At 34.1% G+C, this 15,352-nt stretch carries 15 protein-coding genes; 14 read left to right on the forward strand and 1 reads right to left on the reverse strand.

Annotation, left to right across the window (positions count from 1 at the left end; all coding sequences use genetic code 11):
* Positions 1–144 precede the first annotated feature (144 nt).
* The 10 genes from metG (at position 145) to DMB71_RS17105 (ending at position 9,929) form a co-directional block, all read left to right on the forward strand.
* Positions 145–2,280 carry a methionine--tRNA ligase gene (gene metG / locus DMB71_RS17060; protein ID WP_111368133.1) on the forward strand — a complete coding sequence of 712 codons (2,136 nt, stop codon included), beginning with the start codon at positions 145–147 and terminating at the stop codon, positions 2,278–2,280.
* Positions 2,281–2,642: 362 nt separating this feature from the next.
* A complete protein-coding gene (locus DMB71_RS17065; protein ID WP_111368134.1) occupies positions 2,643–2,918 on the forward strand; it encodes a hypothetical protein in 276 nt (91 codons plus the stop codon).
* A gap of 115 nt (positions 2,919–3,033) precedes the next feature.
* Positions 3,034–3,921: a DMT family transporter gene (locus DMB71_RS17070; RefSeq protein ID WP_111368136.1), complete on the forward strand. Its 888-nt coding sequence runs from the start codon at positions 3,034–3,036 to the stop codon at positions 3,919–3,921.
* A 175-nt stretch (positions 3,922–4,096) separates the two neighbouring features.
* Positions 4,097–4,804: an HAD family hydrolase gene (locus DMB71_RS17075; protein ID WP_111368138.1), complete on the forward strand. Its 708-nt coding sequence runs from the start codon at positions 4,097–4,099 to the stop codon at positions 4,802–4,804.
* Positions 4,804–5,433 (forward strand): chloramphenicol acetyltransferase, encoded by a 630-nt coding sequence (locus tag DMB71_RS17080; RefSeq protein WP_111368139.1) that lies wholly within the window; start codon positions 4,804–4,806, stop codon positions 5,431–5,433. The genes DMB71_RS17075 and DMB71_RS17080 overlap by 1 nt, the downstream gene beginning before the upstream one ends.
* A 33-nt stretch (positions 5,434–5,466) precedes the next feature.
* Positions 5,467–6,861, forward strand: coding sequence for a hypothetical protein (locus tag DMB71_RS17085; protein ID WP_111368141.1), 1,395 nt, complete (start codon positions 5,467–5,469; stop codon positions 6,859–6,861).
* Between the two features lie 175 nt (positions 6,862–7,036).
* The gene (locus DMB71_RS17090) at positions 7,037–8,170 is read left to right on the forward strand and encodes an OmpA family protein (protein ID WP_111368143.1); all 1,134 of its coding nucleotides are present in this window, start codon (positions 7,037–7,039) and stop codon (positions 8,168–8,170) included.
* 193 nt (positions 8,171–8,363) lie between these two features.
* Entirely contained in the window at positions 8,364–8,882 is a 519-nt protein-coding gene (locus DMB71_RS17095; RefSeq protein WP_111368145.1) for a ferritin, read from the forward strand.
* An 82-nt stretch (positions 8,883–8,964) separates the two neighbouring features.
* Positions 8,965–9,150, forward strand: coding sequence for a hypothetical protein (locus DMB71_RS17100; protein ID WP_111368147.1), 186 nt, complete (start codon positions 8,965–8,967; stop codon positions 9,148–9,150).
* 86 nt (positions 9,151–9,236) lie between these two features.
* Positions 9,237–9,929, forward strand: coding sequence for a DUF2461 domain-containing protein (locus DMB71_RS17105; protein WP_111368148.1), 693 nt, complete (start codon positions 9,237–9,239; stop codon positions 9,927–9,929).
* A gap of 70 nt (positions 9,930–9,999) precedes the next feature.
* Here the strand turns inward: DMB71_RS17105 and DMB71_RS17110 are convergent, their stop codons facing one another.
* Positions 10,000–10,323 carry a single-stranded DNA-binding protein gene (locus DMB71_RS17110; protein WP_162614839.1) on the reverse strand — a complete coding sequence of 108 codons (324 nt, stop codon included), beginning with the start codon at positions 10,321–10,323 and terminating at the stop codon, positions 10,000–10,002.
* A 176-nt stretch (positions 10,324–10,499) separates the two neighbouring features.
* Between DMB71_RS17110 and DMB71_RS17115 the strand changes: the two genes are divergently transcribed.
* Genes DMB71_RS17115 through DMB71_RS17130 form a run of 4 tightly spaced genes read left to right on the forward strand, consistent with a single transcriptional unit; the run spans position 10,500 to position 15,225 of the window.
* Positions 10,500–12,029 carry a bifunctional GNAT family N-acetyltransferase/carbon-nitrogen hydrolase family protein gene (locus DMB71_RS17115; protein WP_111368152.1) on the forward strand — a complete coding sequence of 510 codons (1,530 nt, stop codon included), beginning with the start codon at positions 10,500–10,502 and terminating at the stop codon, positions 12,027–12,029.
* Positions 12,026–12,373, forward strand: coding sequence for a hypothetical protein (locus tag DMB71_RS17120; RefSeq protein WP_008465546.1), 348 nt, complete (start codon positions 12,026–12,028; stop codon positions 12,371–12,373). The genes DMB71_RS17115 and DMB71_RS17120 overlap by 4 nt, the downstream gene beginning before the upstream one ends.
* A 16-nt stretch (positions 12,374–12,389) precedes the next feature.
* Positions 12,390–14,783 carry a M28 family peptidase gene (locus tag DMB71_RS17125; protein WP_204251801.1) on the forward strand — a complete coding sequence of 798 codons (2,394 nt, stop codon included), beginning with the start codon at positions 12,390–12,392 and terminating at the stop codon, positions 14,781–14,783.
* Between the two features lie 22 nt (positions 14,784–14,805).
* Positions 14,806–15,225, forward strand: a complete 420-nt coding sequence (locus tag DMB71_RS17130) for an SRPBCC family protein (RefSeq protein WP_111368153.1) — start codon at positions 14,806–14,808, stop codon at positions 15,223–15,225.
* The last annotated feature ends 127 nt before the right edge of the window (positions 15,226–15,352 follow it).

Raw genomic sequence — 15,352 nt, forward strand, 5'->3', positions numbered from 1 at the left:
AGCTACTTGCGAAGATTTCTCCTTCGTCGAAATGACAATATTGAGGAAAAACTAAGTGAATCTCAGCGAAAAAATCAGCGAATCTCCACGTAATATTAAAATCTCAATTCTATTGCTTATTTTTGCACTCAATAAAATTGAATTATGATACAAGATCCAAAAAGATATACTATCACAGCAGCATTGCCTTACACTAATGGACCTATTCATATTGGTCACTTGGCTGGGGTTTACGTGCCTGCAGATATATATTCGAGATATTTAAGATTGCAAGGAAAAGATGTAGCATTTATCTGCGGAAGCGATGAACATGGAGTTGCAATTTCGATGAAAGCCAAAAAAGAAGGAGTCACACCGCAAGAGGTTATCGATAAATATGATGGAATTATTCGTAAATCGTTTGAAGATTTCGGAATTTCATTCAATAATTATTCTAGAACTTCTGCAAAAATTCATCATGATACGGCTTCAGAATTCTTTAGAACATTGTATGATAAAGGAGATTTTATTGAAGAAGTTACAGAACAATTGTACGATGCAAAAGCAAATCAGTTTTTAGCAGACCGTTTTGTTGTCGGAACTTGCCCAAAATGTGACAATCCAGAAGCTTATGGAGATCAATGCGAAAAATGCGGATCTACTTTGAACGCAACTGATTTGATCAATCCAAAATCTACAATTACAGGAGAAACTCCGATTCTTAAAGAAACAAAACATTGGTTTTTACCTTTAGACAGATATTCTGATTTCTTAACAGAATGGATTTTAGTTGGACATAAAAACGACTGGAAAACCAATGTTTACGGACAAGTAAAATCTTGGATCGATGCAGGATTAGAGCCTCGTGCCGTAACGCGTGACCTTGATTGGGGAATTGATGTTCCTGTTGAAGGTGCTGAAGGCAAAAAACTTTATGTTTGGTTTGATGCGCCAATCGGTTACATTTCTTCTACAAAAGAATGGGCTGCGCGCGAAGGAAAAGATTGGGAACCATATTGGAAAGATCAAGATACTAAACTGGTTCACTTTATCGGAAAAGACAATATTGTTTTTCACTGTATCATTTTCCCAGCGATGCTTAAAGCTGAAGGAAGCTATATTTTACCAGACAACGTTCCAGCAAATGAGTTCTTGAACTTAGAAGGAAACAAACTTTCGACTTCTAAAAACTGGGCAGTTTGGTTGCACGAATATTTAGAAGAGTTTCCAGATAAGCAGGATGTTTTGCGTTATGCCTTAACATCTAACGCTCCTGAAACAAAAGATAACGATTTTACTTGGAAAGATTTCCAAGCTAGAAATAACAACGAATTGGTTGCCGTTTTCGGAAACTTCGTAAACCGTGTTGTGGTTTTAACCAACAAATATTACGACGGAATTATCCCAACGCCAAACGAATTTACAGAAGTTGACGAACAAACTTTAGCAGAATTAAAAGCGTATCCAGCTGTAATTGCAAGTTCAGTTGAGCGTTACAGATTCCGTGAAGCTTTGGGTGAATTGATGAATGTGGCTCGTTTAGGAAATAAATATTTAGCAGACGAAGAGCCTTGGAAAGTGATGAAAGACAATCCAGAGCGTGTAAAAACTCAAATGTATGTAGCGTTACAAATTGCTGCTGCATTGAGCGTTTTGGCAGAACCGTTTTTACCTTTTACTGCTGCTAAGCTTTCTAAAATATTGAATTTATCTGACCTAAAAGAACATTTTGCAGGTTTCAGCAAATTCTTGAAAGAGAAAAATCGTGATGCAAAAGACATCTTTATTGATAAAACTTTAGGATGGAATGACATTTCTGAAAACTCAGATTTATTGCCTGCGGGACATAAAATTGGTGAAGCAGAATTGCTTTTCGCTAAAATCGAAGACGAAGAAATACAAAAACAAATAGACAAATTGGAAGCGACAAAAACTGCAAATATTGCTGAAAACAAACAAGCAGAACCACAAAAAGATTTAATTCAGTTTGAGGATTTTGCGAAAATGGATATCCGTATCGGAACTATTCTTGAGGCTGAAAAAATGCCAAAAGCAAACAAACTTTTAGTGCTTAAAGTAGATACAGGAATCGATGTTCGTACAATTGTTTCAGGAATTGCAGAAAGTTTTTCTCCAGAAGAAATTATCGGAAAACGTGTTTCTGTATTGGCAAACCTTGCTCCAAGAGCTTTACGCGGTGTTGAAAGCCAAGGAATGATCTTGATGACAACAAATGCAGAAGGAAAACTGGTTTTTGTAAATCCAGATGCTGATGCGCCAAATGGTGCTACGGTAAACTAAACTGATTTTACACACTAAACATATAGTTTGTCATTTCGAGGAACGAGAAATCTTCGCAAGTAACTCCGCAATGAGAATCCAATCTTTGTAGAGCCTCTCGCGAAGATTTCTCGTTCCTCGAAATGACAAGATTGCAGAATTAACAGAATAAAATTCTTACATTTTTACTATTTCTTTCAAATTTACATTTATACGTTTGTACTGACTAAATATATAAAAGACTTTTGATAAAAAACTTATTTAAAGTTAACAATAAGCGAAATCCTCGTCATGGTGATGGAACGGGAAACTGTCCAAAAAACTATCTTTTAGATATTTAGTCACACCTAAAGCGAGGGTTTCGTGCGTTTAATATTTTCGTTATGACTAAGGAAAATCAAAAACCAACACATCAAGATGTAATGCCATCAATGGCAAAATTCCTTTCAGACCTTTGGTTTGAAGGCGATTTTAGAGAACAGCCCAATTATCTGTCTGAGATTTTCAAGCGAATTCTTGAAACAGATTTGGGAGATGACAAAGAGCTAAGATCAAAAATGATGGAATGCATCAAAACCAGTGAAATGCTTGCCGAAACACTCGAACCGTTTTCGGATAAACAAATTCAGAAAGCCTGCAGTAAAATTTTAGCTGCTTAAAACAACAAAAAAGCGCGAACCGATTATAGTTTTTAATTGATTCGTGCTTTTTCCTTTCAAAATACTCGCTTTCTAAGTTATCTTTGAAAAATAATACACGATTAAAATTCATTCAATGAAACTGACCAAACCAAGATTAGCCCTAATCTGCGGTATACTCTGCATATCTATTTTCCCGATATTGGTAAAATTACGTTTAACACCAGGATTGATTTCGGCTTTTTACCGAATGTTTTTTGCTGTCTTACTTTTATTGCCTTATGTTATTTTCAGCGGAAATTTCAAACTTCCAAAACTAAAATTTGCACTTTTAGCTGTGCTTTGCGGTGTTTTATTCTCATCTGATGTTGCAGTTTGGAATATTGCCATTCAGGAATCAAGCGCTACTCAGGCATCTTTATTGACCAATTTATCTCCTGTTTGGGTTGGAGTTGGTTCTTTCTTTTTTCTGAAAGCAAAACCTGCCACAAATTTCTGGATCGGAACCTTGGTCGCTTTATTCGGAATGGTAATTTTAGTCGGTTTTGAATTTTTTATCGATTTAAACTTCGATAAAGCATTTCTATTTGCCGTTTTATCGGGCATTTTGTATTCGATTTATCTTTTGGTCAGCAAAAATGTACTTTCAGAAGTTGATGTTCTTTCGTTTATGACGATTAGTTTATTCGCTTCAAGCATCTATTTAGGGATTTTATGTTACGCGTTAGGTGAACCTTTCACTGGGTTTACAAATACTGGCTGGTTTGTACTCGTACTTCAGGCCGTTATTTGCCAATTGTGCGCTTGGCTTTCCATTAGTTATGCCACTCAGCACATGCGTGCAACGAGGGTTTCGCTAAGTTTATTGAGTCAAGCTGTAATTACCTCAATTTTAGCTTGGTTGTTTTTGGAAGAACAAATAACTTTACAAATGATTATCGGCGGAATCATTCTCCTTTTCGGAATCCGAATTACTTTTTACGATAAAACGATTTCTTTGAAAAGATTGTTTTCTAAGAATTGAGATTAAAAAGTTTCTCGCAGATTACGCAGATTGAGCAGATTTGTTTTTATCTTAACAGAAATTAATCCGAGTAAAAAAAAATTAGTGAAATTACTTCATCACTTCTAAAAATCAATTATCTAATTAGCTATAATTCGTGAATTCGTGGCTAATAAAACTTGAAACAAAAAAACTTATGTTACATAAAACTAAAATACCAAACCTAAAAGTAATCGCATTTGATGCTGATGATACTTTGTTTGTAAACGAACCTTATTTTCAGGAAACCGAACATAAATTTTGCGCTTTGATGGAAGATTACCTTTCGCATCAAGGCATTTCGCAAGAATTATTTAAAATCGAAATTGCCAATCTGCCATTATATGGATACGGAATCAAAGGTTATATTCTTTCGATGATCGAAGCGGCAATGAACATTTCGAACAATACTATTCCGATGGAAGTCATTGAAAAGATTATTCAGTACGGAAAAGAATTGCTAGAAAAACCAATCGAGCTTTTAGACGGAATTGAAGAAACTCTTGAAGCTTTAAAAGGAAAATATAAATTGGTTGTTGCTACAAAAGGCGATTTAAAAGATCAGCATAGCAAATTGCATCGTTCTGGTTTAGGGCATTATTTCCATCATATCGAAGTAATGTCAGACAAACAAGAAATCGATTATCAGAAACTTTTAGGCCGTTTAGATATTGAGCCACACGAATTTTTGATGATCGGAAATTCATTAAAATCTGATGTTCTCCCAGTTTTAGGAATTGGAGGTTATGCCGTTCACATTCCATTTCACACCACTTGGGAACACGAAAAAATTAATCACACTATAGAACACGAGCATTTTAGTTCATTTGAAACTATTGCAGAAGTGGTTCCGAATTTATTATAATGAAAACACTTTTAGACTTAGAAAATTGGAATAGAAAAGAGCATTTTGCCCATTTTAAACAAATGGAAGAACCCTTTTTTGGAGTTACTGTAGAAATTGACTGCACAAAAGCGTATCAAACTGCAAAAAGTATAAATGCCTCTTTCTTCAATTTCTATTTGCATAAAACTTTGACTGCGGTAAACGCTATTGAAAATTTTAGATATCGAATTTCAGAAGACAAAATATACATCAACGACCAAATTGATGCATCTGCAACTATTGGGCGCGAAGATGGCACTTTTGGATTTTCTTTAATTGAATATCATCCAGATTTCAAAACATTTGAAAAGATTGCCTTAACCGAAATCGAACGAATTCAAAACACAACTGGACTTTTCACTAGATCTTTTGATGATGACAATCTGATTCATTTTTCGGCAATTCCGTGGTTGAATTTTGGTTCAATAACTCATGCACGCAGTTTTACGTACCCAGACAGCTGTCCAAAAATTTCGTTTGGAAAAATGATGGTTTCTGAAACTGGCAAAAGAACGATGTCAATGGCGGTTTATGTTCATCACGGTTTAATGGACGGAATGCACGTTGGTCAATTTGTAGATCTTTTTCAAGAGCTTATGAATCAATAAAATAAGCGGAATGATTTTTGTGCCCAAAAGCCTATGAAACGAATTTTTCTTTTTTTGTTTTTAATCTCCAGTACTGTTTTGCTAAGTCAGACAGTGCTAACTTCTTATACGATCGATTTAAAAAATAAATTAGAACAATCCGAAATCATAACTGGCAAAAATACGGCTACTCACGATGTATTTGTTTTTGCCGCAAGCGCAGATAGCCTTTCTATATTAAAATACAATAGCGCTTTATTCTTAAGAGATAAATTTGTCACAAACCGTCAATATACTGAAAACAGATCTTTGATGGGTTATAGTTTTAGCGAAGACGGAAATCCAACTTTGTATTGGTTTTCGAAAGAAGAAAAATCAATCATTTTGATTAAGTACTATCTGGAAAACAAAACTTCCAGAGCATTAAAATTTCAAATTCCGCTTGAGGACAACTATCTTTTAACGAATTATCAAAAAGACAACAATTTCTATTTGTTGATGCAAAGCAAAACAAAACAGGCCTTGACTGCTTTTGTTTTTAAAAACGGAATGGCAGAAGAGCGGTTTCTCGATTTCAGCTCTTTCAAATTCATAGATAGAAAAACTCAGCCCAAAACATTCAACCAGATTTTGAATGAAAACCCTATTGAAAAAATGGATTCTGGCGAATATAATCCGTTGTATAAAGTTAGTGCTAAAAGCAAACTTTACACGCTTCCAAACCGTTTGATTCTAACTTTAGACCAAAGTTTCAGAAAAACACAATTGTTTGATATTAACTTGGAAAATCAGGAAATAATAGAGAAGACGTTTATGAAACCTGTCGGGGAGAAAAATCCAAGATCGTCTAACTCTTTTTACCATGAAAACAAATTATATCAGATCAATGTTAACGCTGACGAACTTTTGTTTGATATAAAAGATTATGAATCTGGCGAATCGCTAAAATCATTTGCCGTTACCAAAAAAGACACAATACGTTTTGCAAACTCACCTTTACTTATGCAGATTGAAGACCGCGAGCCTAAACAGTTAAAAAATACAGCAAAATTTTTAAAAGTACTGTCTTCTCTTGATGCTGGACTTTCTGTTTACAAAAACCAAAAAAATCTATTTATCACTTTAGGAGGTTCGGGCAGCGATTTAAAATCGATTTCTCTGAATGGTTTTAATTTTAATGATCCTTTTGGTGATTTTTCTTCAAACAATTATTACAATATTGAAACCAATTATTCTGTCTTTTTTGAAAGCATTTGGACAAAAAAATTAGAGTTAACCCAAGAAACGCACGAACCTTTTGCCGCCGATAAAGTCTCTTATTTTTTAGATTCTCATAAAGAAGCAGTACTTCCTTATACCCTTAAACTTAATAATTATACTATTTTAAGTTATTACGACATTATTGCAAAACAATTGGTTCTTCGCAAATTTGCTGATGGATTCAACTAAACAAATCTTTATCAATAACTTACATCAAAAAACCTCGCAATTATTTTTATTATCCTTCTTTTTTAAAATCCTGAAATTTTGACTGTTGTCTTATTTTAATACTTTTTTGACTTTTAAAGAAAGTTTTTACTTACAATTTGTTGTTGTTTTGAACCAAATTTAAAATCAAAAAATAATGAAAAAAATTGTAATGACTCTTGCATTTGCCCTAGCGTTAACTGGAGTACATGCTCAAACAGAAAGTAATAACAATTTTAACAAATGGTCTATAGAATTAGGCGCAGGTTTTAATAAACCGCAACGACCATTTAATAGTGGTTATACGACTAACACGGTAAGTCCATGGACTGGAGATTTAGGAGTGCGCTATATGTTTAACAACAAGTTTGGTTTGAAGGCAGACTTTGGGTACAACAGTTTTGATCCGAAAGGTAACTCTATCGATTTTGATTCAAGATACTATAGAGTAGATTTACAAGCTGTTGCCAACTTAGGGCGCATCATGAATTTTGAAACTTGGACTAAGACTATTGGTTTATTAGGACATGCTGGTTTTGGTTATGGTCAACTAAGAAGTGATAATTTTAAAGGAGCAGATGAAGTAGGTAACTTTATTGCTGGTGTAACTGGACAAATAAGATTATCAGACAGAATCGCTTTAACTGGAGATTTCTCTACTATTTTAAACGCATCACAAGATCGTACTTTTGATGGAGTTTATGTTGCAGAAAATAGAGGTTTCTCTGGATTAATTTTTAACGGGACTGTTGGTTTAAACATTTACTTAGGTAAAAATGCTAAACATGCAGACTGGACAGTAATGTCTAATGACGGTAACAATACTGATCTTACTGCATTGGAAAACAAGCTAGCTGATCTTGAATCGCAAATCAAAAACAGACCTGCTCAAAAAGAAGTGGTTGTAGAAAAACAAGTAGCTGCGCAACCAGCTGATAATGATTTAATCAAGAGAATGATTAATGATAAATATTACAGCGTGTATTTTGATTTCAACAAAACGACTCCGATCGAAAACTCAACTGCTGCAATTGATGTAGTTTTAAACTACTTAAGAAAAAACCCTTCTGCTTCACTTGACCTTGTAGGTTATGCTGACCAAGTAGGAAAAGCTGAGTACAACGAAAAACTATCTAACACTAGAGCTACAAACGTAAAAACTATTTTTGAAAAAGCTGGAATTGCTTCTTCTCGTTTAAATGTTATCGCAAATGGTGCAGATACATCAATCCAAAAAGATTCTGATGAAGCTAGAAGATTAGCTAGAAGAGTTACTTTTATTGTAAAATAGTTTATTTTTAGACTTGAATTAAAAAGTCCTTAAGATATTTTCTTAAGGGCTTTTTTTATTGTCATTTTTTAATATGATGAATCTTTATTTTCAAATCCTGCAATTTCTAATAAATCCAAAAGCCTAATGTTTTCAAGGTTTCTAAAAAGTGTAATGAATAATTTTTCTTAATTTTACAAAAAAGACACTTATTATGTTAGCAAAAAATATTGAATCGGCTTTAAATAAGCAAATCCGCATAGAAGCAGAATCTTCGCAAACTTATCTTTCTATGGCTTGTTGGGCTGAAGTACAAGGATTAGAGGGAATTGCTCAATTTATGTACACGCAATCAGACGAAGAGCGTGCACACATGCTTAAATTGGTTAAGTATGTAAACGAACGCGGAGGACATGCTCAAGTAACAGATCTTAAAGCGCCAAAAACAACTTATACAACTTTCAAAGAAATGTTTGAGGAGCTTTACAATCATGAACTTTTTGTTTCGAAATCTATCAACGAATTAGTGCACATTACTTTTGAAGAAAGAGATTATGCGACACACAATTTCTTACAGTGGTATGTTTCTGAACAAATCGAAGAAGAGGCTACAGCTAAATCTATTTTAGATAAAATCAACTTAATTGGTGATGATAAAGGCGGACTTTATTTGTTTGATCGTGATATTCAGCAATTAACAGTTACAAGTTCAATCGCTATCAATCCTAAATAAAAAAGTTAAAGTTTATTTAGAATATTTAAAAATAACTTTTTTGGTTTATATTTGTCTCTGTTTTTAAAATTCAGAGGAAAAAGTGAGCAAGAAAGAAAAAGACAAGGACAAAAAAAAGGATAAAAAGCAAAAGAAAAACGCAGCTATCCTTGATAAAATTAAGAAGATTGAAAACTGTAAATCTTCTTGTTGTGAGAAATATAAAAAAAGCGAAAAGAAACGTTGCTCACGCTGTCCTATGTTTGATTTATTCAAAAAAACTGCTTAACACGATATAGAAAAACCCATCAGATTTCTCTGGTGGGTTTTTTAGTTTTAAATTGCAGTCTATATTTTCGATTTTTAAATTCAATTATGAAAAACGATATTACAATTCCCAAATCTAGTCTTGACTTTTTGGTTCAGCTGAAAGAAAACAATAACAAACCATGGTTTGAAGAGCATAAACCGCAATATTTGATAGAACTTAATCATATTGAAAATTTTGCAGGAGCTTTACTGAAGGAACTTTCCAAAACGGATGTTTTAGAAAATACTTCTGGTAAAAAAAGTGTTTACAGAATCTATCGTGATATTCGTTTTTCTAAAGACAAAACTCCCTTTAAACATTATTGGGGCGGAAGCTACACACGTGCAACTGCTGCAAGACGAGGAGGATATTATTTTCATCTGGAAAAAGGAAACAGCTTTTTTGCGGGCGGTTTCTGGGGGCCAAATGCCGCAGATTTAAAACGAATTAGAACCGAATTTGCCCAAGATCCCGAAACCTTTCAGGAAATACTGAATTCAGAATCTTTCAAAAACAATTTTGGCACTTTGCAAGGAGAACAGCTTAAAACAAAGCCAAAAGGTTTTGATGTTGATCATCCTGCTATTGATTTGCTTCGTTACAAACAATTTTTGGTCATAAAACGTTTTACTGACGAAGAAGTATTGAGTCCGCAATTTTTAGAACTGGCTTTGGACGCATTCAAAAACATGAGACCTTTTTTTGATTACATGAGCGAAGTGCTTACTACTGATGCTAATGGAGTTTCTATTTTATAAAAAAAATCTGCAAAGCATGAAACCCGACAGGTTTTTGAAACCTGGAGGGTTTAAATATTTCGCAAAAGCGTTATTTACTCAGCAGTAAAATTTCATTTACAATCACTTCGGTTATATAACGTTTTTCGCCGTTTTTATCATCGTAGCTTCGATGTGTCAATTTTCCTTCAACAGCAATTTCTTTTCCTTTTACAACAAACTTTTCAATAATTTCTGCCGTTTTTCCCCAGGCTGTTATTCGGTGCCATTCCGTTTGTTCTACTCTTTCTCCTTTGTCATTTTTATAATAGTCTTTTGTGGCAATCGAAACATGTGCTAGTTTTTTGCCGTTTTCTAATGTTTTAACTTCTGGATCGTTTCCTACATTCCCAATTAACTGTACTCTGTTTTTCATGGCGTATATGTTTTTATGTTATAAATAAATTGAATCGTTTATCAAATTCAACACTGCAAAGATGAGGAACCCCAGCGATGACAGTCGGTTGTTAACTATTTACTATCGACTGTAACTATTTGTAAGCGTTTGTAAATGGAATCTGTTTTTTGTATATTTGAGATAAATCTTACGATATGCAGGCAAAAATTAAAAAAGTAGAGTTAAGAAACCTTGAAATTGAGGACTATAGACAATTAAAGAAATCAATGATTGAATCGTATCCTGAAATGGCCGATTCATATTGGGGATCTGATGACATAGAAAGACTTCTTTCTATTTTTCCAGAAGGCCAGCTGGTGATTTTGGTTGACGGAAAGGTTGTTGGTTCTGCCCTATCTCTTATTGTTGATGAAAAGTTGGTAGAAAAAAGACATAACTATCAGCAAATTAGCGGAAACTATACTTTTTCTACTCACAATCCGAATGCGGAAATTTTATACGGAATAGATGTTTTTATTCACCCGAATTATAGAGGCTTACGTTTAGGCCGCCGATTATACGATGCTAGAAAAGAACTTTGCGAACAACTGAATTTAAAAGCAATTGTTTTTGCCGGAAGAATTCCAAACTATAGAGAACACGCCAAAAAATTGTCTCCAAAAGCGTATATAGAAAAAGTACGCACCAAAGAACTGTACGATCCTGTTCTTTCTTTTCAGCTGAGCAATGATTTCCATGTTTTAAGAATCCTCAAAAATTATTTGGAAGGCGACGAAGAATCAAAAGAATTTGCTGTTTTATTGGAGTGGAACAATATTTACTATGATGATAGTCCAAAACTGATTAACGTTAAGAAAGAAATTATTCGTTTAGGATTGATTCAATGGCAGATGCGTCCGCTAAATAATGTCGAAGCGCTTTTTGAGCAAGCCGAATTTTTCATTGATGCTGTTTCGGGTTATGGTTCTGATTTTGCTTTATTTCCAGAATTATTTACCGCACCTTTAATGGCCGATTACAATCATTTATCTGAAGCTGAAGCCATTCGAGAATTGGCTCGTCACACTGACCCAATTCGTAAGCGCTTTCAAGAATTTGCCATTTCATACAACATCAATATTATTACAGGAAGTATGCCTTATGTAGAAGGTGGAAATCTTTACAATGTTGGGTTCTTATGCAAAAGAGATGGAACTTCAGAAATGTATACCAAAATTCATATCACCCCGAACGAAGTTATACATTGGGGAATGAAAGGCGGATCTCAATTTAAAACCTTTGATACTGATTGTGGTAAAATCGGAATTCTAATCTGTTATGATGTTGAGTTTCCAGAACTTTCGAGACTTTTGGCAGATGAAGGAATGGATATTTTGTTTGTACCATTTTTAACCGATACTCAAAATGGTTATACTCGTGTAAAACATTGTTCGCAGGCGCGCGCCATAGAAAATGAGTGTTATGTAGCCATAGCAGGTTGCGTTGGAAATCTTCCGAAAGTAAACAATATGGATATTCAATATGCGCAGTCTTCTGTATTTACGCCATCTGATTTTGCTTTTCCAAGTAATGGAATCAAAGCTGAAGCAACTCCAAACACAGAAATGACCCTTATTGTTGATGTTGATTTAACCTTACTAAAGGAACTTCATGAACATGGAAGCGTAAAAACATTAAAAGACAGAAGAACAGATCTTTACGAAATTAAAAAATTGAATTCATGAAAACATGCCTCGAATGTTCTGCTAAAATTTTCGGCCGAGAAGACAAGAAATTCTGCTCAGATAGCTGTCGCAATGCCTACAATAACAAAATAAATAAAGATAGTACGAATTTCATGCGAAATATAAACAACAAGTTACGCAAAAATTACCGTATTTTGGCAGAGTTAAATGTAGACGGAAAATCGAAAGCTTCTCGAGACAAATTATTAACAAAAGGTTTTGATTTTGAGTTCTTTACAAACATTTTACAGACCAAGACAGGAAATACATATTATTTCTTGTATGACCAAGGCTACCGTTCCTTGGACAATGATTATTTTATGCTTGTTAAAAAAGAAATATAGTTAGTATTTATTCACCATGAGAAAAAACCCCACCTCAATTCTAGCCATTGTCTGCGTCTTAGCTATACTTGGCATTATATACGCCACGATGATGCCGCAAGGAATCTCTAAGGACGAAGAAGCGCTTGCTGAATTTTCGACCGAAAGAGCTTTTAACCAGGTTGAGATTATAGCACAGAAACCCCACTATGTCGGATCGACCAATCACGAACTGGTTGCAAATTATCTTAAACTAGAATTAAACAGAATCGGATTAGAGACGAGTGTTCAGGAAGGTTTTACTCTAAATGATAAAGGTCTTTTGGTAAAGTCAAAAAATATTTTGGCTCGAATTAAAGGAACAAATAATACAAAAGCGCTTTTACTTCTTTCTCATTATGACAGTGCGCCACACTCTTTCTCAAAAGGTGCAAGCGACGATGCTTCTGGAGTTGCAACAATTTTAGAAGGTGTACGTGCCTTTTTATACTCAAAACATCCTCAAAAAAACGATATTATCATATTATTCTCTGATGCCGAAGAATTAGGATTAAACGGTGCTGCTTTATTCGTAAACAAACATCCTTGGGCAAAAGACGTTGGTTTGGTTTTAAACTTTGAAGCAAGAGGAACTTCTGGTCCAAGCTATATGCTAATGGAAACCAACAAAGGGAATCAAGCTTTGGTGGAGGAGTTTACTAAAGCAAAACCTTCTCATCCTGTTTCAAATTCTCTGATGTACAGCATTTACAAAATGCTTCCAAATGATACTGATCTAACCGTATTTAGAGAACAAGGAAATATTCAGGGATTCAATTTTGCTTTTATCGATGGGCATTTCAACTATCACACGCAGCAAGATGATATTCAGCATTTAAACAAAACTACATTAGCACATCAAGGCACTTACATCATGCCTTTGCTGAAATACTTTACAAACATTGATTTAAATCAGACAGAATCTACAGAAGATAATGTTTATTTCAGTGCTCCTTTTACCTTCATTAGTTATCCGTTTACATGGGTAATGCCAATGACACTGATTGCTTTTGGATTATTGGTTTTATTCATTTTTGTTGGAAAAGTAAAAAGAATTATCACATTCACAGAAATATTCAAAGGTTTTGTTCCGCTTTTAGGATCTATTATAATTGCGGGATTGGTTACATTTTTAGGTTGGAAACTTATTCTGGAAATTTATCCGCAGTACTCTGATCTCCTAAACGGTTTTACTTATAATGGTCATGCTTATATTGGAGCTTTTGTTACGCTAAGCATTGCTATTTGCTTTGCTTTCTACCATCATTTTTCTGAAGGGAAAACTACCATGAACCATTTTGTGGCACCTTTGCTGCTTTGGATTATCATTAATGCATTTTTAGCCAATAGCTTAACAGGAGCTGGCTTTTTAATTATTCCTGTATATTTTGGAATATTATTATTCGGAATATTTATATTTACACAACATTACAGTTTAGGAATGAATTTACTTTTCAGCATTCCTGCTTTAGCTATTGTTGCGCCTTTTATAGTAATGTTTCCAATTGGACTTGGACTTAAAATCTTGTACGGAAGTGCTATTTTGACTGTTTTATTATTTGGATTATTACTTCCAATATTTGGAGCTTTTGCTAAAAAAGGAGCTTGGATTGTGGTTTTCTTTATCACTTCTATTTCATTTTTCGTTTACGCAGGATATAACTCTGGTTACGAATACGGCAAAGCCAAATCAAACAGCTTATTATATGTTTATAACGCTGATAACAATTCTGCTGTTTGGACTACTTATGATACGAATTTGGATGAATGGACGAAATCTTATTTAGGCGAGAAAAACCAAAAAGCAGTTGGATTAAATACGCTACCGCTAACGAGCAAATACAATACAACCTTTACTTATAGTGCTATTGCACCGGTTGTTGATGTGCCAAAACCTACAATTCAGTTTTTAAGAGATAGCGTTATTGGAAATAATAGATATTTGAAAATTAAAATTACTCCGAATAGAAAAGTAAATCGTTACGACATCTTTGCCAATCCAAAAATGACTTTTTACAACTTTAAGGCAAATGGAGTTGCTACTTCAGGAGAAAAAACAAATCGTCTTGAGCGAGAAGGTTCAAAAATATTATGTTACTATGTTGTAGGCAATGAACCGCTTGAAATGGATTTCTATATTAACAAATCGACTGTTTTTGATATGGATTTAATTGAAAGTTCTTTCGATTTAATGAGCAATCCGCTATTAAATGTTAAACCAAGAGAGAACTGGATGATGCCAACGCCGTTTGTATTGAATGATGCTGTTATGATTCAGCAGAAAATCAAACGATACACACCGCCAGTAAAACCAATTGAGCCTGTTGTTCCAGTAGATAGCTTAGCTGTTCCAAAAGACAGTATCAAACCTGTGACACAGCCGCAACCTTAATAAAATACTAAAAACTAATGCTATGGCAACAAATATTTCTACAATTGTTTTGAATGCCCCAGTTAAAAAAGTCTGGAATGTATTGACAAAATCAGAATTAGTCAAACAATGGCAATATGGAAGTGATTTAATTACTGATTGGAAAATCGGCAATGAAATACGATTTAGAAATGAATGGGAAGGCCAGGTTTTTGAGCAATGGGGAACCGTTTTAGAAGTTGTTCCAAATCAGAAAATTAAATATTCTTTGTTTTTTCCGAGACCAGGATTAGAAGATAAACCAGAGAATTATTTCATAATGAGTTATGTTTTAACTGAAGAAGATCAAAATACAAAACTCGAAATAATTCAGGAAGATAATCGTCCGGGCGCAGTTCAGGAAGAACCGAAGGGAGAGGAAAATCCAATTCTGCAAGCATTAAAAGCTGTAGTGGAAGCTTAAATTTAGGTTCAAAGAAACAAAGGTAAAGATTAAAAAAGCGCTATTCTATAGTGCTTTTTGTTTTTTAGATATGTTGAGAAACCTTTGAGCCTGTGTTTCTTTGAACCTTTGAACCAAAAAATTAGCA

The organism is Flavobacterium tistrianum, from assembly GCF_003254545.1.
In the GTDB taxonomy this organism is placed as follows: Bacteria; Bacteroidota; Bacteroidia; order Flavobacteriales; family Flavobacteriaceae; genus Flavobacterium; species Flavobacterium tistrianum.

What these genes read in the sequence shown, in the direction of transcription:
- DMB71_RS17115 (WP_111368152.1), top strand. Translation starts at nt 10,500, where the DNA reads ATGCAGGCAAAAATTAAAAAAGTAGAGTTAAGAAACCTTGAAATTGAG.
- DMB71_RS17080 (WP_111368139.1), top strand. Translation starts at nt 4,804, where the DNA reads ATGAAAACACTTTTAGACTTAGAAAATTGGAATAGAAAAGAGCATTTT.
- DMB71_RS17105 (WP_111368148.1), top strand. Translation starts at nt 9,237, where the DNA reads ATGAAAAACGATATTACAATTCCCAAATCTAGTCTTGACTTTTTGGTT.
- DMB71_RS17070 (WP_111368136.1), top strand. Translation starts at nt 3,034, where the DNA reads ATGAAACTGACCAAACCAAGATTAGCCCTAATCTGCGGTATACTCTGC.
- DMB71_RS17120 (WP_008465546.1), top strand. Translation starts at nt 12,026, where the DNA reads ATGAAAACATGCCTCGAATGTTCTGCTAAAATTTTCGGCCGAGAAGAC.
- DMB71_RS17065 (WP_111368134.1), top strand. Translation starts at nt 2,643, where the DNA reads ATGACTAAGGAAAATCAAAAACCAACACATCAAGATGTAATGCCATCA.
- DMB71_RS17110 (WP_162614839.1), bottom strand. Translation starts at nt 10,323, where the DNA reads ATGAAAAACAGAGTACAGTTAATTGGGAATGTAGGAAACGATCCAGAA.
- DMB71_RS17130 (WP_111368153.1), top strand. Translation starts at nt 14,806, where the DNA reads ATGGCAACAAATATTTCTACAATTGTTTTGAATGCCCCAGTTAAAAAA.
- DMB71_RS17095 (WP_111368145.1), top strand. Translation starts at nt 8,364, where the DNA reads ATGTTAGCAAAAAATATTGAATCGGCTTTAAATAAGCAAATCCGCATA.
- metG (WP_111368133.1), top strand. Translation starts at nt 145, where the DNA reads ATGATACAAGATCCAAAAAGATATACTATCACAGCAGCATTGCCTTAC.
- DMB71_RS17075 (WP_111368138.1), top strand. Translation starts at nt 4,097, where the DNA reads ATGTTACATAAAACTAAAATACCAAACCTAAAAGTAATCGCATTTGAT.
- DMB71_RS17090 (WP_111368143.1), top strand. Translation starts at nt 7,037, where the DNA reads ATGAAAAAAATTGTAATGACTCTTGCATTTGCCCTAGCGTTAACTGGA.
- DMB71_RS17085 (WP_111368141.1), top strand. Translation starts at nt 5,467, where the DNA reads ATGAAACGAATTTTTCTTTTTTTGTTTTTAATCTCCAGTACTGTTTTG.
- DMB71_RS17125 (WP_204251801.1), top strand. Translation starts at nt 12,390, where the DNA reads ATGAGAAAAAACCCCACCTCAATTCTAGCCATTGTCTGCGTCTTAGCT.